This window comes from Caulobacter zeae, assembly GCF_002858925.1.
In the GTDB taxonomy this organism is placed as follows: Bacteria; Pseudomonadota; Alphaproteobacteria; order Caulobacterales; family Caulobacteraceae; genus Caulobacter; species Caulobacter zeae.
The window spans coordinates 77,567-97,088 of the sequence record NZ_PJRS01000022.1 but is presented as its reverse complement, the minus strand read 5'-3'; the positions used below and the strand labels follow the sequence as shown (position 1 = coordinate 97,088).

Annotated in this window: 20 protein-coding genes; 13 read left to right on the top strand and 7 right to left on the bottom strand. The window is 68.6% G+C overall.

All coding sequences use genetic code 11. The annotated features are described in order from the left end of the window. Window positions 1–49 precede the first annotated feature (49 nt). Window positions 50–814: an MOSC domain-containing protein gene (locus SGCZBJ_RS11995; RefSeq protein WP_101718231.1), complete on the top strand. Its 765-nt coding sequence runs from the start codon at window positions 50–52 to the stop codon at window positions 812–814. On the opposite strand, the gene SGCZBJ_RS11990 is transcribed toward SGCZBJ_RS11995, so the two are convergent. Both SGCZBJ_RS11990 and SGCZBJ_RS11985 read right to left on the bottom strand, forming a co-directional pair. Further along, window positions 811–1,101 (bottom strand): type II toxin-antitoxin system RelE/ParE family toxin, encoded by a 291-nt coding sequence (locus tag SGCZBJ_RS11990; protein ID WP_101718230.1) that lies wholly within the window; start codon window positions 1,099–1,101, stop codon window positions 811–813. The genes SGCZBJ_RS11995 and SGCZBJ_RS11990 overlap by 4 nt on opposite strands. Then, a complete protein-coding gene (locus SGCZBJ_RS11985; protein ID WP_101718229.1) occupies window positions 1,098–1,352 on the bottom strand; it encodes a type II toxin-antitoxin system ParD family antitoxin in 255 nt (84 codons plus the stop codon). The genes SGCZBJ_RS11990 and SGCZBJ_RS11985 overlap by 4 nt, the downstream gene beginning before the upstream one ends. Window positions 1,353–1,452: 100 nt before the next feature. On the opposite strand from SGCZBJ_RS11985, the gene prmC reads away from it, so the two are divergent. The 8 genes from prmC (at window position 1,453) to SGCZBJ_RS11945 (ending at window position 10,459) form a co-directional block, all read left to right on the top strand. Next, window positions 1,453–2,322, top strand: a complete 870-nt coding sequence (gene prmC / locus SGCZBJ_RS11980; protein WP_101718228.1) for a peptide chain release factor N(5)-glutamine methyltransferase — start codon at window positions 1,453–1,455, stop codon at window positions 2,320–2,322. Window positions 2,323–2,574: 252 nt separating this feature from the next. After that, entirely contained in the window at window positions 2,575–3,705 is a 1,131-nt protein-coding gene (locus tag SGCZBJ_RS11975; RefSeq protein WP_101718227.1) for a DUF4167 domain-containing protein, read from the top strand. A gap of 85 nt (window positions 3,706–3,790) precedes the next feature. Further along, a complete protein-coding gene (locus SGCZBJ_RS11970) occupies window positions 3,791–4,822 on the top strand; it encodes a sensor histidine kinase (RefSeq protein ID WP_101718226.1) in 1,032 nt (343 codons plus the stop codon). Continuing rightward, entirely contained in the window at window positions 4,822–5,160 is a 339-nt protein-coding gene (locus SGCZBJ_RS11965) for a response regulator (protein ID WP_101718225.1), read from the top strand. Before SGCZBJ_RS11970 ends, SGCZBJ_RS11965 begins: the two co-directional genes overlap by 1 nt. A gap of 63 nt (window positions 5,161–5,223) precedes the next feature. After that, window positions 5,224–5,817, top strand: a complete 594-nt coding sequence (locus SGCZBJ_RS11960; protein ID WP_101718224.1) for a DUF4893 domain-containing protein — start codon at window positions 5,224–5,226, stop codon at window positions 5,815–5,817. 197 nt (window positions 5,818–6,014) lie between these two features. Continuing rightward, window positions 6,015–6,764, top strand: coding sequence for a M48 family metallopeptidase (locus SGCZBJ_RS11955; RefSeq protein WP_101718223.1), 750 nt, complete (start codon window positions 6,015–6,017; stop codon window positions 6,762–6,764). A gap of 100 nt (window positions 6,765–6,864) precedes the next feature. After that, window positions 6,865–9,450 (top strand): ATP-dependent chaperone ClpB, encoded by a 2,586-nt coding sequence (clpB, locus tag SGCZBJ_RS11950; protein WP_101718222.1) that lies wholly within the window; start codon window positions 6,865–6,867, stop codon window positions 9,448–9,450. A gap of 430 nt (window positions 9,451–9,880) precedes the next feature. Next, window positions 9,881–10,459 (top strand): OmpA family protein, encoded by a 579-nt coding sequence (locus SGCZBJ_RS11945; RefSeq protein WP_101718221.1) that lies wholly within the window; start codon window positions 9,881–9,883, stop codon window positions 10,457–10,459. A gap of 120 nt (window positions 10,460–10,579) precedes the next feature. Here SGCZBJ_RS11945 and SGCZBJ_RS11940 read toward each other — a convergent pair whose 3' ends face one another. Beyond that, on the bottom strand, window positions 10,580–11,056 hold the full coding sequence (locus tag SGCZBJ_RS11940; RefSeq protein WP_101718220.1) for a tRNA (cytidine(34)-2'-O)-methyltransferase: 477 nt from the start codon (window positions 11,054–11,056) through the stop codon (window positions 10,580–10,582). 201 nt (window positions 11,057–11,257) lie between these two features. Between SGCZBJ_RS11940 and petA the strand changes: the two genes are divergently transcribed. From petA to SGCZBJ_RS11925, 3 genes are read left to right on the top strand one after another with little or no spacing between them, the layout of a single operon-like run. After that, complete coding sequence (gene petA, locus SGCZBJ_RS11935; RefSeq protein ID WP_101718219.1) at window positions 11,258–11,803, top strand: ubiquinol-cytochrome c reductase iron-sulfur subunit; 546 nt, start codon at window positions 11,258–11,260, stop codon at window positions 11,801–11,803. A gap of 5 nt (window positions 11,804–11,808) precedes the next feature. Next, window positions 11,809–13,128 (top strand): cytochrome b, encoded by a 1,320-nt coding sequence (locus SGCZBJ_RS11930; RefSeq protein ID WP_101718218.1) that lies wholly within the window; start codon window positions 11,809–11,811, stop codon window positions 13,126–13,128. A gap of 5 nt (window positions 13,129–13,133) precedes the next feature. After that, window positions 13,134–13,988 (top strand): cytochrome c1, encoded by an 855-nt coding sequence (locus SGCZBJ_RS11925; protein ID WP_101718217.1) that lies wholly within the window; start codon window positions 13,134–13,136, stop codon window positions 13,986–13,988. A 207-nt stretch (window positions 13,989–14,195) separates the two neighbouring features. Here the strand turns inward: SGCZBJ_RS11925 and SGCZBJ_RS11920 are convergent, their stop codons facing one another. The 4 genes from SGCZBJ_RS11920 to SGCZBJ_RS11905 form a co-directional block, all read right to left on the bottom strand. Next, window positions 14,196–14,591 carry an OsmC family protein gene (locus SGCZBJ_RS11920; protein ID WP_101718216.1) on the bottom strand — a complete coding sequence of 132 codons (396 nt, stop codon included), beginning with the start codon at window positions 14,589–14,591 and terminating at the stop codon, window positions 14,196–14,198. Between the two features lie 29 nt (window positions 14,592–14,620). Then, window positions 14,621–15,364, bottom strand: coding sequence for a hypothetical protein (locus tag SGCZBJ_RS11915; RefSeq protein WP_101718215.1), 744 nt, complete (start codon window positions 15,362–15,364; stop codon window positions 14,621–14,623). Between the two features lie 258 nt (window positions 15,365–15,622). Beyond that, window positions 15,623–17,890, bottom strand: a complete 2,268-nt coding sequence (locus SGCZBJ_RS11910; protein ID WP_101718214.1) for a beta-glucosidase family protein — start codon at window positions 17,888–17,890, stop codon at window positions 15,623–15,625. Between the two features lie 56 nt (window positions 17,891–17,946). Continuing rightward, window positions 17,947–18,984: a LacI family DNA-binding transcriptional regulator gene (locus SGCZBJ_RS11905; protein ID WP_101718213.1), complete on the bottom strand. Its 1,038-nt coding sequence runs from the start codon at window positions 18,982–18,984 to the stop codon at window positions 17,947–17,949. Between the two features lie 142 nt (window positions 18,985–19,126). On the opposite strand from SGCZBJ_RS11905, the gene SGCZBJ_RS25380 reads away from it, so the two are divergent. Beyond that, window positions 19,127–19,480, top strand: coding sequence for a hypothetical protein (locus tag SGCZBJ_RS25380; protein ID WP_133149238.1), 354 nt, complete (start codon window positions 19,127–19,129; stop codon window positions 19,478–19,480). Window positions 19,481–19,522: the final 42 nt, after the last annotated feature.

Sequence of the window (19,522 nt, the reverse complement as noted above, 5' to 3'; positions counted from 1 at the left end):
GCGGTGTTCCCGCCTTGCAAAGCTCGATCCGCGCGACCACCTTGCCGCCATGCACGCCCAGGTCGCCTCGCTCTACCGCCATCCCGTCAAGGGGTTCACGCCCGAGCGGCTCTCGACGGCGACGTTGGAGGCGGGCGCATGCTTTCCCTGCGACCGTCTCTATGCGGTCGAGGACGGCCCCAGCGGCTTCGACACCGACGCGCCGTCGCACCTGTCGAAGATGAAGTTCACGGTGCTGGCCAAGATCCCGGCGGTGGCCAAGGCCCACACCGCCTATGACGAGGCCAGCGGCGTGCTGACCGCCTCGGCCGAGGGGCTGGCGCCGTTCTTAGGCGATCTTTCCAGCGACGAGGGGCGGCGCGGTTTCGAGGCCTGGCTGGCGGCCCTGCTCGGCGACGAGGCGAAAGGTCCCCTGCGGGTGCTGGAAGGACCGGGCGCGCACCGGTTCATGGACAGCAAGCAGGGCTTCGTCTCGATCGTGAACCTGGCCAGCGTGCGCGACCTCGCCGAAAAGATCGGCCGTCCGGTCGATCCGCTGCGCTTCCGGGCCAACCTCTATGTCGAGGGCTGGCCGGCCTGGGTCGAGAACGGCTGGACGGGCAGGACGGTGCGGGTCGGCGATGCGACGGCGCAGGTGCTCAAGCCCATCGTCCGCTGCGCCGCCACCCACGTCGATCCGGTCACCGCCGAGCGCGACATCGAGGTGGTGAAGGCCCTGTTCGACAACTACGGCCACACCTTCTGCGGCATCTACCTGAACGTCACCGCCGGCGGCGCGGTGGGGCAGGGCGATGCGGTGGCGGTCGAGGACTAGAGGTGCGAGCTCGGGTCCATTTGCTGATGCAGAATCCGGACGATGAGCGTCATCTGCGAGGCTGACCGATAGAAGATCACGTGAGATCCTACGGTATGTCGTCGATAGACAGAGATGAGACGTTCGTCCTGCCGCCCGGCTGCGGGATGTGATCCGACGAGATCGAAGGCGCGCTGGATGTCACGCAGATAGGCTGCTGCTCGGCGCGGTCCCCACTGCGCCTTGGAATAGGCGCGAATGTCGTCGATGTCGCGGCGGGCCAGGAATGACAGCCGGTAGCCGCTCATTTCTCCTGCTCGGCCTCGGCTTCGAGTTCGGCGATGAAGGTGTCGAAGTCGAACGGCTCTTCCATGAACCCACTGGCCTCGCCTTCGGCCAGCGCGTTCCTGAGCGCTTCGAGCTTGGCCTCGTGCTCTTCCAGCAGCCGCAGGCCGGCGCGGATCACGTCGCTGGCCGAGCCATAGCGGCCTTGGGCGACCTGTGTTTCGATGAAGTCCTGGAAGTGAGGCCCGAGGCTTACCGAGGTGTTCTTGCTCATAGCAGGCTCCTCCAAGACTCAGCATACCAATTCTTGGTATCCGTCCGCAATCTCGTCCTCGATCTCGCGTTTGGGGCCGCTACGCGTTATTGGAGCCGCCATGACCCTTACTCTCGTCAAAGCCTGGAACGGCGCCAAGGAGCGCCTGAAGGAAGCCGGCATCGATCAGCCCGCCATCGACGCGCGCCTGATGCTGGAAGTCGCCGCCGGCGTCAGCCGCACCGACATCATCACCGACCCCTATCGCGAGCTGAGCGCCGAGCAGTTGGCCACGCTGGACGAGTACCTGGAGCGCCGCGCCCGCCGCGAGCCGGTCAGCCACATCATCGGCCGCAAGGGCTTCTGGAAGATCCTGCTGTCGGTGACCAAGGACGTCCTGACCCCGCGTCCCGAGACCGAGGTCATCGTAGACGAGGTGCTGAAGGCCTTCCCGGAGACCATGGCCTTCAACATGCTGGACCTGGGCGTCGGCTCGGGTTCGATGCTGCTGGCGATCCTGGCTGACCGCCCGGGCGCCAAGGGGCTGGGGATTGATATCTCCGAAGAGGCCCTGGCCGTGGCTCGCGAGAACGCCGCCAACCTGGACCTCGACGGCCGCGTCGCCCTGATGCGCGGCGACTGGACGACGGGCCTGGGCGACGCCTCGTTCGACGTGGTGGTCTCCAATCCGCCCTACATCCCCACCGCCGACATCGAGACCCTGGAGCCGGAAGTGCGCGACCACGAGCCGCGTCTGGCGCTGGATGGCGGCGCCGACGGCCTGACCGCCTATCGCGCCCTGGCGCCGGAGATCCTGCGGGTGCTCAAGCCTGGCGGCCTGTTCTGCGTCGAGATCGGTTTCGACCAGTCGGCCGACGTCGAGATCCTGTTCAAGGCGGCCGGCGCCCAGAACGTTCGGACGGTCAAGGATCTGTCCACCCACGACCGTGTTGTCACGGGCTTCAAAAACCCCTTGGAAACGCCGGCGTGAGGCGGTAGACGGAAAGGGTCTCCTTCCAAATCGCCGGGTGACGGGAAGAGCGGTCGTTTCGACGGCCGCTAGACACATCCGGCAGGCGCGAACGGCCGACGAGGCCGAAAGCCGCGCCCGATCCGGACGGAGACTCTACGGAAACCCAGGTCTCAAGAACATCGAAGGCGAGCCCGAGACGGGCGCACCCAGTCTCAAGAGACCGAATACCGATCGGGCTAAAGTGTCCAGATCGGACAGGTTTAGAAGAAGATGAGAGATTTCAAGGGCATGAAGCGCCAGCGTGGCCGCAACAACCGCGGGGGCGGTGGTGGCAAGCCGCAGCAGCACAACGCCAACCGGGCCTTCGATTCGAACGGTCCCGACGGCGTGAAGGTCCGCGGCGCGGCCCAGAGCGTCTACGAAAAGTACCAGCAGCTGGCCCGCGACGCCTCGTCGTCCGGCGACCGGGTGCTGGCCGAGAACTACCTGCAGCACGCCGAGCACTATTTCCGCGTCCTGCGCGCCATCCAGCCGAATCGCCCGGTCAGCGACATCATCGGCAAGGACGCCTATTCGGCCTACGAGATCGACTTCGAGGCCGAGCCGGAAGAGGCCCCCGAGGCCCCGCCGGCCGCTGAGACGCCCGCCGAGGGCGCTGAAGGCGGCGAGGGCGGCGAAGGCCAGGGCGAGCAACGCCGCGACCGCAACCGCGACCGCTTCGAGAACCGCGACCGTGACCGCAACCGCGATCGTGATCGCGATGGTCAGCAGGGCGAAGGCCGACGCGACCGCTGGCGCGACCGCGACGACCGCGACCGCAACCGCGATGATCGTCCCCGTGACGACCGTCCCCGCGACGATCGGCCTCGTGACGACCGCCCGCGCGAAGACCGCTTCCGCGACCGTGACGATCGCCCCCGTGATGACCGTCCTCGTGACGACCGTCCGCGCGAAGAGCGCCAGCCGCGCGACGACCGCCCGGCGGCCGAAGGCGGCGAGTTCCAGGGCGAGGCTCGCGAAGGCCGCCGCTCGCGCCGTGACCGCGATCGTGACCGCAACCGCGATCGCGACCGTGGCGACCGCGATCCGCTGGCCGTGATCGAGCCGGAAGCCGCCCCGCTGGGCGGCGAGGCGCAAGGCGGCGAAAGCTCGCCGGTGCTGCGCGGCCAGGACGGCGCGGTCAGCAACGCCCCGGCGTTCCTGGGCCGCAAGTCCGAGCCCAAGCCGGCCGCCGAGCCCAAGGCCCCCGAACCCAAGGCCGAAGCCGCCCCGGCGGCCGAGATCCCCGTCGCTCCGGCTCCCGAGGGCGCCGGCGAAGAGGTCAAGAAGCCCCGTCGTCGCCGCGCCCCGCGCAGCTTCGAAGGCGGCGATTCTCCGGCTCCCGAGTCGGAAGACGCCTGAGAACATGCGTGACGATCCGCCGCGAGGACTTGGCGGCGGATCAACCCCTAGGCTAGGCTCCTCTGGACCACAGGGGGAGCCAGCCATGGGCGGGCGTGGAACACAGTCGGGCGGCGCGGGCGAAGAGGCCCGCTATCGCGCCATCGTCGACACGGCGGTGGACGCCATCGTCGTCATCGACGAGCACGGCCGTATCGAAGCCTTCAATCCCGCCGCCGAGCGCCTGTTCGGCTATGCGGCCTCCGACATGATCGGATCCAACGTCAAGGGCCTGATGCCCGAGCCGCATCACGCGGCTCACGACGGCTATCTCGACACCTACCGCCGCACCGGCGAGCGCCGGATCATCGGCATCGGCCGCGAGGTGTTCGGCCGGCGGCAGGACGGGTCGACCTTTCCCCTCGAGCTTTCCATCGCCGAATGGCGATCGGGCGGGCGGCGGTTCTTCACCGGCGTCATGCGCGACGTCACGGAGCGCAAGCGGACCGAGGAGCTGCAGCGGCTGCTGGTCAACGAGCTCAATCACCGGGTCAAGAACACCCTGGCCACCGTGCAGTCGGTGGCCGGCCAGACCCTGCGCAACGCCGCCGACCTGGGCGACGCGCGCGAGTCGCTGACCACCCGCCTGCTGGCCCTGGCCCGCACCCACGACATCCTGACCCGCGAAAGCTGGGACGGCGCGGACCTGCACGACATCATGGCCGGCCTGGTGGACTCCTACGGCGACGCCTCGCGCTTCGAGCTGAGCGGTCCGCCTGTGCGGCTGTCGCCCAAGGCCGCGCTGTCGCTGTCGCTGGCCCTGCACGAACTGACCACCAACGCCGCCAAGTACGGGGCGCTTTCGCAGTCGACGGGTCAGGTGCGGGTGGTCTGGAGCCGGGAAGGCGAGGGCGACGACGAGCGGCTGCGCCTGCTGTGGCGGGAGGCCGGCGGACCGCCGGTGTCACCTCCAGAGCGCCAGGGCTTCGGCAGCCGCCTGATCACCCGAGGCCTGGCCTTGGAGCTCGACGGCGAGGCGGCGCTGGACTATCCGCCCGAGGGCGTGGTCTGCACCATCGTCGCCCGCATCCGCCGCCGTCCGGCGGCCCAGCCGGCACCGGCCAGGGGAGCCGCCTGATGCGGGTTTTGATCGTCGAGGACGAGATCATGGTCGCCATGCTGGTCGAGGACCTGCTGACCGACCTGGGCTGCGACGTCACCGGTCCGGCGGTCTCGGCCGAGACCGCGGTGGAGGCGGCGCGAAGCGAGCTTGTCGACTTCGCCCTGCTGGACGTCAATCTCGACGGCGGCACCTCTTTCGCGGCCGCCGACGTGCTGCGCGAGCGCGGCGTGCCCTTCGCCTTCGTCACCGGCTATGGCGACCAGGGCGTGCGCCCCGACCTGCGCGACGCCCCGATCCTCAGCAAGCCGGTCGATCCCCGGCAACTGGCCCGCACCATCGCCGCCGCCCGCTGAGGCGAACCCTCCGGCCTCTGGCGAGTTACCTGTGCTCCTTCGACGTCGCCTTAGGAGCCGTCCATGCGCGCCATCGCCGCCTTCGCTCTGTCCTTCCTGGCCGCAACGCCCGTGCTGGCCGCCTCGGGCGACTGGCGGCTCGATGCGACGCGCGAGGACATGCAGCGGATCGAGCGGCTGAACTCGGCCTGGGAAGGCGCGCTGTCCGAGGCCCGGCGCGGCGGCCATGCCCGCGACCTGCGGGCGCTGGGCGCGCTGGTCGAGCCGCGCGCGGCCCTGCCGCGCCCGCAGCCGACGCCCGGGAACTATCAATGCCGCACGATCAAGCTGGGCAGCCCGGGCGGACGGGGCCTGCCCTACGTGGCCTATGGCTGGTTCCGCTGCCGGGTGGAGCTGACGCCGGGCGGCGACCTCATGCTGGAGAAAACCACGGGTTCCCAGCGCCAGGCCGGCAACCTCTATCCCGACAGCGACCGGCGCCTGGTGTTCCTGGGCGCGGTGGCCTGGGGCGACCGCGAGGGCCGGGCGACCTACCGCCGTGATCCCGAGCGCGACCAGGCCGGGGTGTTCGAGCGGGTCGGTCCCAACCGCTACCGCCTGGTCATGCCCTGGCCCAAGCAGGAGTCGAAGCTCGACATCCTCGAGCTGAAGCGGTGACCTCGAGGTCCTCTCCCTGTGGGAGAGGTGTCGGCGAAGCCGACGGAGAGGGGAGGATGAATTCCGGCGTCTAGCTAGCTGAGAACTTCCCCCCTCCGGCCCTTCGGGCCACCTCCCCCAGAGGGGGAGGATCTTGTTGCCAGGGCCTGTCCACGCGCCTTAAGTCGGGCCCTCGACAACAATAACGCGAGCCGTCCATGCGCCTTCGTCCGTCGCTGGTCCTGATCGCCGGCCTGATGCTTTCGGGCTGCGCCTACAACGCCGAGCTCGGCCGCGACCAGTTCGCCATGGTCGACGAGGCCAGCCTCGCGCGGTCTGGCGAGCAGGCCTGGGAGCAGACGCTGCGGACCAGCAAGGTGTCGAAGGACGCGCGGATGAACGCCCGGGTCACCACCGTCGGCCAGCGGATCATCGAGGCCGCGGGCCTGGCCAACCGGCCGTGGGACTACGTGGTGTTCGACAACGACACCCCCAACGCCTTCGTGCTGCCGGGCGGCCATATCGGCGTCAATTCGGGCCTGGTGCGCCTGGTCGACAACGACGACCAGCTGGCCGCCGTGCTGGGCCACGAGGCCGCCCACGTGCTGGGCCGCCACGCCGCCGAGCGCTATTCGCAGCAGATGAGCACCCAGCTGGTGCTTGCCATCGCCCAGGCCGCGGCCGGGGGCGGGGGCAGCGACGGCGGCCGGGCCGTGGCCTCGCTGGGCGGGGCGGGGGCGCAGATGGGTTTCCTGCTGCCGTTCTCGCGCAAGCACGAACTGGAGGCCGACCGCATCGGCGTCGACATCATGCAGCGCGCCGGCTACCGGCCGCGCGAGGCCGTGGCCCTGTGGCGCAAGATGCAGGCCCAGGGCGGCTCGGGCCGGCCCGAGTTCGCCTCGACCCACCCGTCGGACGCAACCCGCATCCAGGCGCTGGAAAACTATCTGGCGAGCCAGGGCTGGTGAGCCTTGTGTGGCTCTAGGGCCACACTACATCCCCTGACAGGTCGGGCCGTGCTCATTCGAGGCGACCCGACATGATCCGCCTAATGAAGGGGACGCTGACTTGAAGATCGACATCTATTCCGACCGCGCCAAGCAGGCCGTGCAATCCGCGCAGAGCCTGGCCCTGGCCCGCGGTCACCAGCAACTGGGGCCCGAGCACCTCTTGAAGGTGCTGCTGGAAGAAAAGGACGGGCTTTCGCGCACCATCATCGCCAACGCCGGCGGTCGCCCCGACGCGGCCGACGCCGCCGTGGACGCGATCCTGGCCAAGAACCCGCGCGTCGACGGCGCCGGCGGCCAGCTCTACATGAAGCCCGACACCGCCCGGGTCTTCGCGGCCGCCGAGGACGGCGCCAAGAAGGCCGGCGACGCCTTCGTCACCACCGAGCGCCTGCTGGTCGCCATCGCCAAGGACGGCGCCGAGAGCGCCAAGGCGCTGAAGGACGCCGGCGTCTCAGCCCAGAGCCTGGAGACCGCCGCCGCCGCCCTGCGCAAGGGCCGCACCGCCGACAGCGCCACCGCCGAGGAAGGCTATGACGCGCTCAAGCGCTACGCCCGCGATCTGACCGTCGCTGCCAGGGACGGCAAGATCGACCCTGTGATCGGCCGCGACGAAGAGATCCGCCGCACCATCCAGGTCCTGTCGCGCCGCACCAAGAACAACCCGGTGCTGATCGGCGAGCCGGGCGTGGGCAAGACCGCCATCGTCGAAGGCCTGGCCCAGCGCATCGTCAATGGCGATGTGCCCGAGAGCCTGAAGGACAAGAAGCTGCTGTCGCTCGACATGGGCAGCCTGATCGCCGGCGCGAAGTATCGTGGCGAGTTCGAGGAGCGCCTGAAGGCCGTGCTGGCCGAGGTGACCGCGGCCGAGGGCTCGATCATCCTGTTCATCGACGAGATGCACACGCTGGTCGGCGCGGGCAAGAGCGACGGGGCGATGGACGCCTCCAACCTGCTCAAGCCCGCCCTGGCGCGCGGCGAGCTGCACTGCGTGGGCGCCACCACGCTGGACGAGTACCGCAAGCACGTCGAGAAGGACGCCGCGCTCGCACGCCGGTTCCAGCCGGTGTTCGTGCAGGAGCCGACGGTCGAGGACACCGTCTCGATCCTGCGCGGCCTGAAGGAGAAGTACGAGGTCCACCACGGCGTGCGCATCTCGGACTCCGCCATCGTGGCCGCCGCGACGCTGAGCAACCGCTACATCGCCGACCGCTTCCTGCCCGACAAGGCCATCGACCTGGTGGACGAGGCGGCCAGCCGCGTGCGCATGGCGATCGATAGCAAGCCGGAAGAGCTGGACGAGATCGACCGTCGCCTGGTGCAGCTGAAGATCGAGCGCGAGGCCCTGTCGAAGGAAACCGACGCCGCCTCCAAGCAGCGCCTGGAGAACCTGGAGGTCGAGATCGACGACCTGCAATTCCGGTCGGACGAGATGACCGCCCGCTGGAAGGCCGAGAAGGACAAGGTCGGCGGCGCGGCGCAAGCCCGTGAAGCCCTCGACCGCCTGCGGGCCGACCTCGCCAACGCCCAGCGCGCCGGCGACTTCGCCCGCGCCGGCCAGATCCAGTACGGCGAGATCCCGGCGCTCGAAAAGCGCCTGGCCGACGCCGAGGCCGGCGAGAACGGCGACAAGGCGCTGACCCCCGAGGTGGTCGACGCCGAGCAGATCGCCGCCGTCGTCAGCCGCTGGACCGGCGTGCCGGTCGAGAAGATGCTGGAGGGCGAGCGCGAGAAGCTGTTGCAGATGGAGGTCGCCCTGCGCTCGCGCGTGGTCGGCCAGGACGAGGCCCTGGAGGCCGTGTCCGACGCCGTCCGCCGGGCCCGCGCCGGCCTGCACGATCCCACGCGGCCGATCGGCTCGTTCCTATTCCTGGGCCCGACGGGCGTGGGCAAGACGGAGCTGACCAAGGCCCTGGCCGAGTTCATGTTCGCCGACGAGCATGCGATCACCCGCATGGACATGTCGGAATACATGGAGAAGCACTCGGTCAGCCGCCTGATCGGGGCGCCTCCCGGCTATGTCGGCTACGACGAGGGCGGGGCGCTGACGGAAGCTGTCCGTCGCCGCCCGTACCAGGTCGTGCTGTTCGACGAGATCGAGAAGGCCCACCCGGACGTCTTCAACGTGCTGCTTCAGGTGCTGGATGACGGCCGTCTGACGGACGGGCAGGGGCGGACGGTCGACTTCCGCAACACCATCATCATCATGACCTCCAACCTCGGCGCCGAGTTCCTGGCCAACCAGGAAGACGGGGCCGACGTGGAAGAGGTTCGCCCGCTGGTCATGGCCACGGTGCGCGGCCACTTCCGACCGGAGTTCCTGAACCGGATCGACGAGATCATCCTGTTCAAGCGGTTGGACCGCTCGAACATGAGCGACATCGTCCGCATCCAGCTTGGGCGGGTGGAGAAGCTGCTGGCCGATCGCCGCATGACCCTGGCGCTGGCGCCCGAGGCCCTGCAGTGGCTGGCCGACAAGGGCTACGACCCGGTCTATGGCGCGCGCCCCCTCAAGCGCGTGATCCAGAAGGAGCTGGTCGACCCGATCGCCCGCAGGCTGCTGGCGGGCGAACTGGAGGACGGCGGCGTGATCGCCGTCGGCGCCGACGACGCCGGCCTGTCCTTCGGCCGGGCGACCTTGCAATAGGCCTTGGCCTGAATTCGACGAGAAGCGCGCTCCGGTCCGCCGGGCGCGCTTTTTCGTTTGCGGTGGCGCGAAAGCTCCCTACATCTAGAGGGTGAGCCGGGCGTATATCCTGGCCGCCGGCGCCGCTTTCCCGATTCCCTCGGGACCGCCCCAGAGCCCGAGTCGAGGGCTCACGGAGCGTCCGCGCCCCTCAAAAAATCCTCTTCGAACTGAAAATAATTTATGGAACCAAATCGCGGTTCGAACGATCGCGCGCGGTCAATAGAGTGACCATGAGCATAGGCTGCAAGCGGCGCCAATCACGACAAGAACACGCCTATTTTTCGCCTCTGTCACCTGACGGTTTCGTAATGCGAAAGCTGAACGACCCGGACGAGTGCGTAGGTCCAAGGTCAAGCTTTCTTTGGATCAATAGGAGAAGATGCGAACAATGATCGGCCAAGTCAAAGGCAGCTTGAAGATGGCGACGGTCGTCGCGCTGGTGGCTGGGGGCCTGGCGGTCAGCGGCTGCGCGACGAAGAAGTACGTCAATACCCAGGTCGGAGCGGTGAACACGCGGGTGGACGGTCACGACACCCAGATCGCCGAACTCGACAAGACGTCCCGCGAAGCCCTGGATCGCGCGACCGCCGCCGGCAAGCTCGCCGAAGGCAAGTTCATGTATTCGATGGTGCTCTCGGACGACTCCGTGAAGTTCCCGACCGACCAGGACGCCCTGTCCCCCGAGGCCGAGCAGCGCCTGGCGGACTTCGCGGCCAAGCTGAAGGAAGAGAACAAGAACGTGTACCTGGAAATCCAGGGCTACACCGACGCCACCGGCGAGAGCGGCTACAACGAAAAGCTCGGTCAGCGCCGCGCCGACGCGGTGCGCAAGTTCCTGTCGCGCCAGGGCGTGGCCCTGAACCGCATGGCGACCATCTCGTACGGCGCGGAAGATCCCGTGGCCCCGAACGAGACCACCGAAGGCCGGGCGCAAAACCGCCGGGTCGTGATCATGGTGCTGGCCTAAGCCGCGAGGCTTGGCCGCTAGGGACGACGAGCGCGGGCGAAGACTCCACACCTTGCCCGCCGCTCGCATCCGAGCGCCGATGGTTCAACTTGGGCGGTCCCGGAAACGGGACCGCCTTTTTTACGTCTGCAGCGTGCTCAGCGACGGGAAGCCGCCCGTCTGGCGAAGAGCCTCGGCCAGGGCCATGCCGGCGGTCACCGAGACGTTCAGCGAGCGGGCTTGCGACCGCAGCGGGATCACCACCCGGGCGCCGACGGCGTCGTGCACCTCCTGCGGCGCGCCGCGACTCTCGTTGCCGAACAGCAGGGTGTCGCCGGCCTGGAAGGCGAAGTCGTGGAAGCTTTGCTCGCCGCGGGTGGTGAAAAGCACCAGGCGCCCGTGGGCGCGCTCCGGCGCCTTCAGAAAGGTCTCCCACGAATCATGCCGCGTGAGGTGCGCGAGCGGGCCGTAGTCGAGGGCCGCGCGCTTCAAGCTCTTGTCGTCCAAGGGAAAACTACAGGGCTCGATGACGTCGAGACCGACATCCAGGCAGGCCGAAAGCCGAATCGCCGCGCCCACGTTCTGGGGAATGCCGGGTTGAAAAAGCGCGAGACGCATTCTAACGAAACCAACCATGGGGCTAGTAGGGGCATTGCTGCACATCGAATAGGGCTTGCGAACTCTGTTCGCCCATCCGATAGGGAGCGTGCCCCTTGTGGCGAAGATCCGCTCGCGGGTCGAGGTAAAGATATCGCGCCGAATGGCGCATTTCCTGGTCTGGCCGTTCGCGGTCGGACGGATTTCAAAGGGTGGAACAAGGTGGCCGACACCGCCGAGGGCGCAACGAAAGGGCCTGGGTCCGATCCCAGCCGACGCGATTTCATTTACATTGCCGCGATCACCGCCGCAGCCGGCGGCGCAGCGGCGCTTGCCTGGCCGTTCATCGACCAGATGAACCCTTCGGCCGATACGCTGGCTCTGGCTTCGACCGAGTTTGACCTGACCAAGGTCGCCGACGGACAGCAGGTGACGCTGAAGTGGCGGGGTAAGCCGCTCTTCGTGCGCAACCGCACCCCGGCCGAAATCCAGAAGGCGGTCGCCGACGACGGCGCGTCGATGAAGGATCCCCAGAAGGACGCCGACCGCGTGAAGCCGGGCAAGGCCCAATGGCTGGTGCTGATTGGTTCGTGCACGCACCTGGGCTGCGTGCCCACCTTCGGCGGCGGCGACTACGGCGGCTGGTTCTGCCCGTGCCACGGCTCGCACTACGACACGTCGGGCCGCATCCGTAAGGGGCCGGCCCCGCTGAACCTCGCGGTTCCGGAGTACGAGTTCCTGTCCGACACCAAGGTCAAGATCGGGTAAGCCAGATGAGCGGACATTCGACCTACCAGCCGAAGACCGGTTTCGAGCGCTGGCTCGACGCCCGTCTCCCGATCGTGCGCCTGGGCTACGACAGCTTCGTCGACTACCCCACCCCGCGTAACCTGAACTACTGGTGGACCTTCGGCGGCATCCTGTCGCTGTGCCTGGCCAGCCAGCTGATCACCGGCATCATCCTGGTGATGCACTACACCCCCAGCGCCGACCACGCCTTCGCCAGCGTCGAGCACATCATGCGCGACGTGAACTACGGCTGGCTGATCCGCTACATGCACGCCAACGGCGCGTCGATGTTCTTCATCGCCGTCTACGTCCACATGCTGCGCGGCCTCTACTACGGCTCGTACAAGGCGCCGCGCGAGGTGCTGTGGATCCTGGGCTGCGTGATCTACCTGCTGATGATGGCCACGGCCTTCATGGGCTACGTGCTGCCCTGGGGCCAGATGAGCTTCCACGGCGCCGTCGTGATCACCAACCTGTTCGGCGCCCTGCCGCTGGTCGGCCCGTCGATCACCACCTGGCTGTGGGGCGGCTTCGCCGTCGACAACGCCACGCTGAACCGCTTCTTCTCGCTGCACTACCTGCTGCCGTTCATGATCGCGGGCGTCGTCATCCTGCACATCTGGGCCCTGCACGTGGTCGGCCAGAACAACCCGACCGGCGTCGAGCCCAAGTCGAAGGCCGACACCCTGCCCTTCACGCCGTACGCGACGGTGAAGGACGGTTTCGCGATGAGCGTCTTCCTGATCCTCTTCGCGACCTTCGTCTTCTATCTGCCCAACGCCCTCGGCCACGCCGACAACTACGTCGAGGCCAACCCGCTGGTGACGCCGGCGCACATCGTGCCCGAATGGTACTTCCTGCCGTTCTACGCGATCCTGCGCGCCGTTCCGGACAAGCTGGCGGGCGTGCTGGCCATGTTCGGCGCCATCGCCTGCCTGTTCGCCCTGCCGTGGCTGGACACCTCGAAGGTGCGCTCGATGCGCTACCGCCCGACCGCCAAGCTGTACTTCATCATTTTCGTGGTGGTCTGCTGCATCCTGGGCCTCTGCGGCGCCAAGCTGCCGGACGATCCGGTGCTGGGTCACTTCAAGACCTTCATCCTGATCGACTCCGACCTGAACAGCTTCGTGTGGCTGAGCCGGTTCGCGTCGCTCTACTACTTCGCGTTCTTCCTGGTGATCCTGCCGGTGCTGGGCCTGGTCGAGAAGACCCTGCCGGTTCCGGACTCCATCGCCTCGCCCGTCCTGTCGCACCCGGTGTCCGCGCCGGAGCAAGCGACCGCCGCGCCTGAAATGAAGGGCTGATCCCGATGCTGCGCAAACTCTCCGTCATCGCAGCGGTCGCGGGTCTGATGGCGTCGTTCGCCGCCGCCCCGGCCCTGGCCGCCGGTCATCCGCTGGAACCGGAAAAGATCCATTGGTCGTTCAACGGCCCGTTCGGCAAGTTCGACCAGGCCCAGCTGCAACGCGGCTACAAGGTCTATCGCGAGGTCTGCTCGTCGTGCCACTCCATGAAGCTGGTCAGCTTCCGGAACCTCGGCGACAAGGGCGGCCCGTTCTATAACGAGAAGTACCCGAACTCGAACGACAACCCGTGGGTCAAGGCGATCGCCAAGGAGTTCGAGGTCGCCGACATCGACTCCGAGACCGGCGACGCCATCAAGCGTCCGGCCACCAGCGCCGACCGCTTCCCCTCGCCGTTCCCGAACGAGGCCGCCGCCCGCGCCAGCAACGGCGGCGCCTTCCCGCCGGACATGTCGCTGCTGGCCAAGGCCCGCACCGGCGGTCCGGACTACATCCACGCCATCGTCACGGGCTACAAGAACCCGCCGGCGGGCCTGAAGGTCGGTCCGGGCCAACACTACAACCCGTACATGCCGGGCGACCTGGCCGCGTACTGGAGCGGTGATCACGCCCACATCCCGCCGGGCGGCTTCATCGCCATGGCCCCGCCGCTGACCGAGGGCGGCGTGACCTTCGACGACGGGACCAAGGCCACCGTCGACCAGCAGGCCCGCGACGTTTCGGCTTTCCTGATGTGGGCCGCCGAGCCCAAGCTGGAAGAGCGCAAGCAGACGGGCTTCGCGGTGATGATCTACCTGATCCTCTTCGCCGGCCTGCTCTATGCGAGCTACCGCAAGGTCTGGAAGAACGAGTCGCACTGAGCGGCCTGTTCGAACCGGAAATGAAGAAGGGCCCGGCGGCGACGCCGGGCCCTTTTGTTTTCCAAGATCCTCCCCCTGAAGGGGTAGGTGGCCCGGAGGGCCGGAGGGGGAAGTTCCTGATGGGGTCGGCTCACCTCTAAAGGCAGCAGCCACTTCCCCCTCAGTCGCTTCGCGACAGCTCCCCCTTCAGGGGGAGCATCTTGCCGATCACCCCCGGTCCAGCACCGTGTCGATCGTGAACCCGCCCTTCAGCGCCAGCGTCACGGGCGTGCGTTCGACCACGTCGCGCAGGCGGGCGATGGCGGCTTCGTCCAGGGCGCCCGTGGCCGAGACCTTGCGGTCGATGCGCGGCTTGTCGCCGTGGGTGTCGAGCGTCAGCGTCGTCTCGATGGTCACCTCGCCCCAGCCCTTGCGGTCGGCGTACATGCGCAGGGTGGTGGCGGTGCAGGCCGCCAGGCCAGCCAGGACGAAGCCGAAGGGCGGCGGGCCGGCGTCCTGGCCGCCCAGGGCCGGGGGCTCGTCGCCGACCAGCTTGTGGCCGTTGACGTCGAGCAGGATCGTGTGGCGCGGATCGGCGGTGACGGCGTGGGCGCGCGAGGCCATGGGGAAACTCCGTACAGGGAAGAAGTGAGCTAGGGCGTCAGCCACAGGGCGTGGGCGGCGGGATCCAGTCGCAGGCGGCCCCCGGCCAGGACCTCGACGCCGAGGGCGCCGACGACGCCGGGCGGCAGGTCGCCGGCCTTCACGGCGCGGGCGCGGGGATAGAGCCGGCCGTCGAAGGCCAGGCCCGCCACCGTGCCGGCTGGCGTCTGGCGCGGTCCGTCGGCCGGTCCACGGGCGCGCAGGGCGCCGCCAGAGGCGGTGTCGAGGGCGAAGGGCCCCTGGACGCTCGAGAAGCCGTCGGAGGCGCTGGCGCGCACCGTCGGCACCCCGCCGACCATCTCGACCGGCAGGAAGGGCCCCGAGGGGCGCGAGAGGCCGTCGGCGGGCTCCAGCCGCAGGCGGCAGGGGGCGAAATCGATCACCACCGTGTAGCGGGCCAGGATGTCGGCGCCGATGACGCCTGCGATGGGGGCGACAAAGCCGACGCCGCGATAGTCGAGGTCGACCACCGTCACCGGCTGGGCCGGCAGGGCCTGGCCGGCGAGGCGGACAGGCAGGGAAAGATCGGTCGTCTCGAAGCCGCCGGCCTGGGCCTTGGTGTTGTGCAGCAGGGTGTGCGGCGCCGACAGGTCGATGACGAAGTCGCCGCTCATGTCGCCGATGGCGGCGGGCGCGACGACCGCGCCGTTCTCGAACCAGCAGGCGGTCTCGCCGGCCCGCGCGGTGGCGGCGGTCGCGAGCGTGAGGGCCAGGGCGAGAAGCGGAGCGCGCATGGGAGCAGACTAGAGCGGTCGGGGCGGGGGTGGAAAGCGTCGGGTGGCTGACGCAGCACTAGCCACTCGCATCGCGCATGGCTTGAACGGAAAGAGGGCGGACGCCTGCGCGCCCGCCCCCCTCCGGCCCGTTCTCCAGGATGCTCCCCCTGAAGGGGGAGCTGTCGCGAAGCGACTGAGGGGGAAGTGACAGCGGCGTCCCAGCAACCGCTTCCCCCTCCGGCCCTCCGGGCCATCTCCCCCTTCAGGGGGAGGGTTCTACTTCCGCAGCCCCACCGGCACGCTCTGCGCCGCGACCGCCGCTGTGGACCGCGCCGAGATCGCCGCGGACGACGCCCCCAGTTGCACCTCGTAGTCGCCGGCCGCCACCGTCCAGCCGTGGGCCTTCTCGTCCCAGGTGGCCAGCAGGCGCGGATCGACGGCCAGGGTCACGGTCCTGCTGGCGCCGGGGGCGAGCTCGACCTTCTCGAAGCCCGCCAGGCGGCGCGGAGCCTCCCAGCCGCCGGCCTTGGGCGAGACATAGACCTGGGGCACGTCCTTGCCGGCCCGCTTGCCGGTGTTGGTCACCTTGAAGGCCACCGTCAGCTGGCCATTGGCAGTCGAGGTCTTCAGGTCCGAATAGGCGAAGCTGGTGTAGGACAGGCCGTGGCCGAACGGGAACAGCGGCTCGAGGCCCTTCTTGTCGAACCACTTGTAGCCGACGGCCGCGCCCTCGATCGAATAGTCGACGGCGAACAGGTCGTCGGGCTTCTTGGGGTCGCCGTCGAGCTTGGGGCGCGGCAGCTGGGCCTCGCTGGCCGGGAAGGTCACGGGCAGGCGGCCCGAGGCGTCCACCTCGCCGGTCAGCACGCGGGCGATGGCTTCGCCGCCGCTTGTGCCCGGGAACCAGGCCTGCAGCACCGCGCCGACGTCCTTGAGCCACGGCATGGTCACGGGGCCGCCGGTCTCGAGCACGACGACGGTGGGCTTTCCGGCCTTGGCGGCCGCCGCGATCATGGCGTCCTGGTTCTTGGGCAGGGCCAGGGACGGCACGTCTTCCGACTCGGTGGTCCATTGGTCGGCGAAGACGAGGACGAGGTCGCTGTCGGCCGCCAGCCTGGCGACCGCGGCGGCGTCCTTGCCGTCGTTGTAGGTGAACTTGGCCTGGGGCGCGCGAGCTTGCAGGGCCTTCAACGGCGAGGACGGATAGTAGATCACCGGGCCGGGCCAGGTCTTGGGCTCGAGGCCCTGCACGGCGCGGCCGCCGGCCGGATAGACCTGCGACGAGCCGCCGCCCGACAGCACCCCGACATCGGCATAGGCGCCGATCACCGCGATCTTCTGGGCCTTCAGCGCCAGCGGCAGCACGCCCTTGTCGTTCTTCAGCAGGACCATGCCTTCCTCGGCGTCGGCCTGGCTGACCTTGCCGTTGGCGGCCAGGTCGATGGGCGCGATCTTCACCGGGTGGTCGACTGCGCCGCTGGCGAACAGCGAGCGGACGATGCGGCGGGCCATGTCGTCCAGGCGCGCCTGGCTGACCGCGCCGCTGGCCAGATCGGCCTTCAGCACGCTGGCCAGGAAGGGCTGCTTGTCGAAGGCGTCGCCGGCCGATTCCTGGTCGAGGCCGGCATTGACCGACTTGGCGCCCGAGTGCACGGCGCCCCAGTCGGACATCACGTAGCCCTTGTAGCCCCAGTCCTGCTTGAGCACCTTGTTCAGCAGCCAGTCGTTCTCGCAGGCGTAGTGGCCGTTGACGCGGTTGTAGGCGCACATCACCGAATGCGGGTCCGACGCCTCCATGGCGATCTGGAAGGCCAGCAGGTCGGAGGTGCGGGCGTCGGCGTCGCCGATCTTGCTGTCGACCACGAAGCGCCCGGTCTCCTGGGCGTTCAGGGCGTAGTGCTTGATGGTCGAGACGATGTGGTTGGACTGGATGCCCTTGATCTGGGCCCCGACCATGACGCCGGCCAGCAGAGGATCCTCGCCCCCGTATTCGAAGTTGCGGCCGTTGCGCGGTTCGCGGACCAGGTTCACGCCGCCGGCCAGCATGACGTTGAAGCCCGAGTCGCGGGCCTCCTTGCCGATCATCGCGCCGCCCTTCTCGGCCAGGGCCGGGTTCCAGGTGGCGGTGGTGGCCATGCCCGAGGGCAGGGCGGTGCGTTCGCGGAACTCCGCCGCGCTGCCTTGGGTGGCCACGCCGATGCCGGCGTCGGTCTCGAACTGCGCCGGGATGCCCAGCCGCGGCAGGCCCGGCACGTAGCCGGCCGAGCCGGGCAGCGAGCCTTCGATGCGCGTATACTTCGGCTTCATGTCGGCGCCGAAGTAGCCGTAGACCAGGGTCAGCTTCTCGTCCTGGGTCATGGCCTTGACGGCGAGGTCGGCGCGGGTGTCGGCGTCGAGCTTGGGATCCAGCCAAGGCTGGCTGGCCGGGGCGGCGGCGGGCGCGCCATGGCCCGCGTGGCCGGCATGGCCCTGGGCGAGGGCGGGGGCGCCCATTGTGGCGATGGTCAGGGCCAGGGCGCTGGCGCGCCAGAGACGCGAGTTCATTCTACCTCCCACTCGTATGATCTTGGCCGGCGGACCGGCGGTTGTTTCGTCGTCTGTCAGCCGGACTTCCCCGGTAGCCGCTTGCGCGCGGGGCCGGTGGATTCGCGCACGACCAGCGTGTGCTGGGCCAGGAACGGACTGGGGCGGATGCCGGAGTCGCTGCTGTTCCAGGCGGCGAAGGTCTGCAGGGCGCGCAGGGCCATCGGCTCGAACGGCTGGCGGATGGTGGTCAGGGTCGGCCAGATGACGCCGGCGATCGGCGCGTCGTCGAAGCCGACCACCGACAGGTCGTCGGGGATCCGCAGGCCTCGGCGCTGTGCCTCCATGCAGGTGGCGGCGGCCATGTCGTCGTTGGCGGCGAAGATGGCGGTCGGCGGCTCGTCGATGTCGAGCAGCAGCTTGGCCGCGTCCATGCCGGTCTTGAAGGTGAACTCGCCGCCGACGATCAGCTCCGGGGCCGGGCGCGGCAGGCCGGCGGCGGCGTAGGCTTCGAAGAAGCCGTTGCGGCGGTGGGTGCTGGCGGCGTGGTCGGGATGGCCGGCGATATGGCCGATGCGGGTGTGGCCCAGGCTGAACAGGTGCTCGACCACCTCGCGGGCGGCGGCGCGGTCGTCCATGGCGATGGCCGGGAAGTTGGGATCGGGCGTGGTCGGCGAGATCAGCACGCAGCGCACGTCGAGCTCGCGCATCAGCGCCTTCAGCGGACCGAAATCGCATTCGGGCGGCAGCAGGATGACTTCGCGGATGCCGCCGTCCTCGATGAAGGCGCGGATGCGCTCGTGCCAGCCGACCACCGGACCATCGAACAGCTCCACGGTCAGGTGGCGGCCGGTCTCCAGGCAGGCCAGCAGCAGGGCGTGGTGGGTGCGGGTGTGATAGCCGCCGCTGGGGTCGCCCATCAGCACGCCGACGGCCGAGGCGCCTTGCGCGCGGAAATGACGGGCCACGGCGCTGGGCTGGTAGCCGAGGGCGGCCATGGCCTCGCGGACCTTGTCGCGGGTCTTGGTGGTGACGCTGGCGTGGTCGTTCATCACGCGCGAGACGGTCTTGGCGGAGACCCCCGCCCGTTTGGCCACATCGTGAATCGTCGTCATTCGTGAAGACCCGCACCCGACTCGGCCGCATGGCGCGCATTCCCCGGCAGGGGCGGCGCGGCGGCTCCCGGAGTCAGCCATACCGCAGCTCGACCGGCTTGTCATGCGATGGGACAAATTCGGGTCAAGAAATGTCTTCGCTGTGGACATCTATCGGGTCATTGCAGGTGTCCGTCGGGTCATTGTGGTTGCTCTGGAACCGCTTCCGATTCCCCTTCGATCGAAAAATGACGTCGGTCTGTCCTTCGCGGACATCCTGCGTGCGGCTCGCGCCTGGGTAGCTGTCAGCGCTGTCTTTCAGGTTTTGGATGCGGCGGGGTTGTTAAAAATATTCAATAAAAACAACATGAAATTCCAGTGTCGGTTTAGTGAAGCGGCGCGCCGCCTCGTCGTGGCGACGCTTCGAAATCCGCTGATTTCCGAAAATGACAACGTTGACATTCTTGTTGACTTGCCGGGGACATTTGGGAATGTTGCCACCGTGACCGGCGTCTGAGGGCCGGATCGCAGCACCGTTCCGGCGCCGGGGGTCGCCGAC

What these genes read in the sequence shown, in the direction of transcription:
- SGCZBJ_RS11965 (WP_101718225.1), top strand. Translation starts at nt 4,822, where the DNA reads ATGCGGGTTTTGATCGTCGAGGACGAGATCATGGTCGCCATGCTGGTC.
- SGCZBJ_RS11905 (WP_101718213.1), bottom strand. Translation starts at nt 18,984, where the DNA reads ATGACGACGATTCACGATGTGGCCAAACGGGCGGGGGTCTCCGCCAAG.
- SGCZBJ_RS11995 (WP_101718231.1), top strand. Translation starts at nt 50, where the DNA reads ATGCACGCCCAGGTCGCCTCGCTCTACCGCCATCCCGTCAAGGGGTTC.
- prmC (WP_101718228.1), top strand. Translation starts at nt 1,453, where the DNA reads ATGACCCTTACTCTCGTCAAAGCCTGGAACGGCGCCAAGGAGCGCCTG.
- SGCZBJ_RS11955 (WP_101718223.1), top strand. Translation starts at nt 6,015, where the DNA reads ATGCGCCTTCGTCCGTCGCTGGTCCTGATCGCCGGCCTGATGCTTTCG.
- SGCZBJ_RS11910 (WP_101718214.1), bottom strand. Translation starts at nt 17,890, where the DNA reads ATGAACTCGCGTCTCTGGCGCGCCAGCGCCCTGGCCCTGACCATCGCC.
- SGCZBJ_RS11970 (WP_101718226.1), top strand. Translation starts at nt 3,791, where the DNA reads ATGGGCGGGCGTGGAACACAGTCGGGCGGCGCGGGCGAAGAGGCCCGC.
- SGCZBJ_RS11960 (WP_101718224.1), top strand. Translation starts at nt 5,224, where the DNA reads ATGCGCGCCATCGCCGCCTTCGCTCTGTCCTTCCTGGCCGCAACGCCC.
- SGCZBJ_RS11915 (WP_101718215.1), bottom strand. Translation starts at nt 15,364, where the DNA reads ATGCGCGCTCCGCTTCTCGCCCTGGCCCTCACGCTCGCGACCGCCGCC.
- SGCZBJ_RS11990 (WP_101718230.1), bottom strand. Translation starts at nt 1,101, where the DNA reads ATGAGCGGCTACCGGCTGTCATTCCTGGCCCGCCGCGACATCGACGAC.
- SGCZBJ_RS11975 (WP_101718227.1), top strand. Translation starts at nt 2,575, where the DNA reads ATGAGAGATTTCAAGGGCATGAAGCGCCAGCGTGGCCGCAACAACCGC.
- SGCZBJ_RS11920 (WP_101718216.1), bottom strand. Translation starts at nt 14,591, where the DNA reads ATGGCCTCGCGCGCCCACGCCGTCACCGCCGATCCGCGCCACACGATC.
- SGCZBJ_RS11940 (WP_101718220.1), bottom strand. Translation starts at nt 11,056, where the DNA reads ATGCGTCTCGCGCTTTTTCAACCCGGCATTCCCCAGAACGTGGGCGCG.
- SGCZBJ_RS11930 (WP_101718218.1), top strand. Translation starts at nt 11,809, where the DNA reads ATGAGCGGACATTCGACCTACCAGCCGAAGACCGGTTTCGAGCGCTGG.
- SGCZBJ_RS11925 (WP_101718217.1), top strand. Translation starts at nt 13,134, where the DNA reads ATGCTGCGCAAACTCTCCGTCATCGCAGCGGTCGCGGGTCTGATGGCG.
- SGCZBJ_RS11985 (WP_101718229.1), bottom strand. Translation starts at nt 1,352, where the DNA reads ATGAGCAAGAACACCTCGGTAAGCCTCGGGCCTCACTTCCAGGACTTC.
- SGCZBJ_RS11945 (WP_101718221.1), top strand. Translation starts at nt 9,881, where the DNA reads ATGATCGGCCAAGTCAAAGGCAGCTTGAAGATGGCGACGGTCGTCGCG.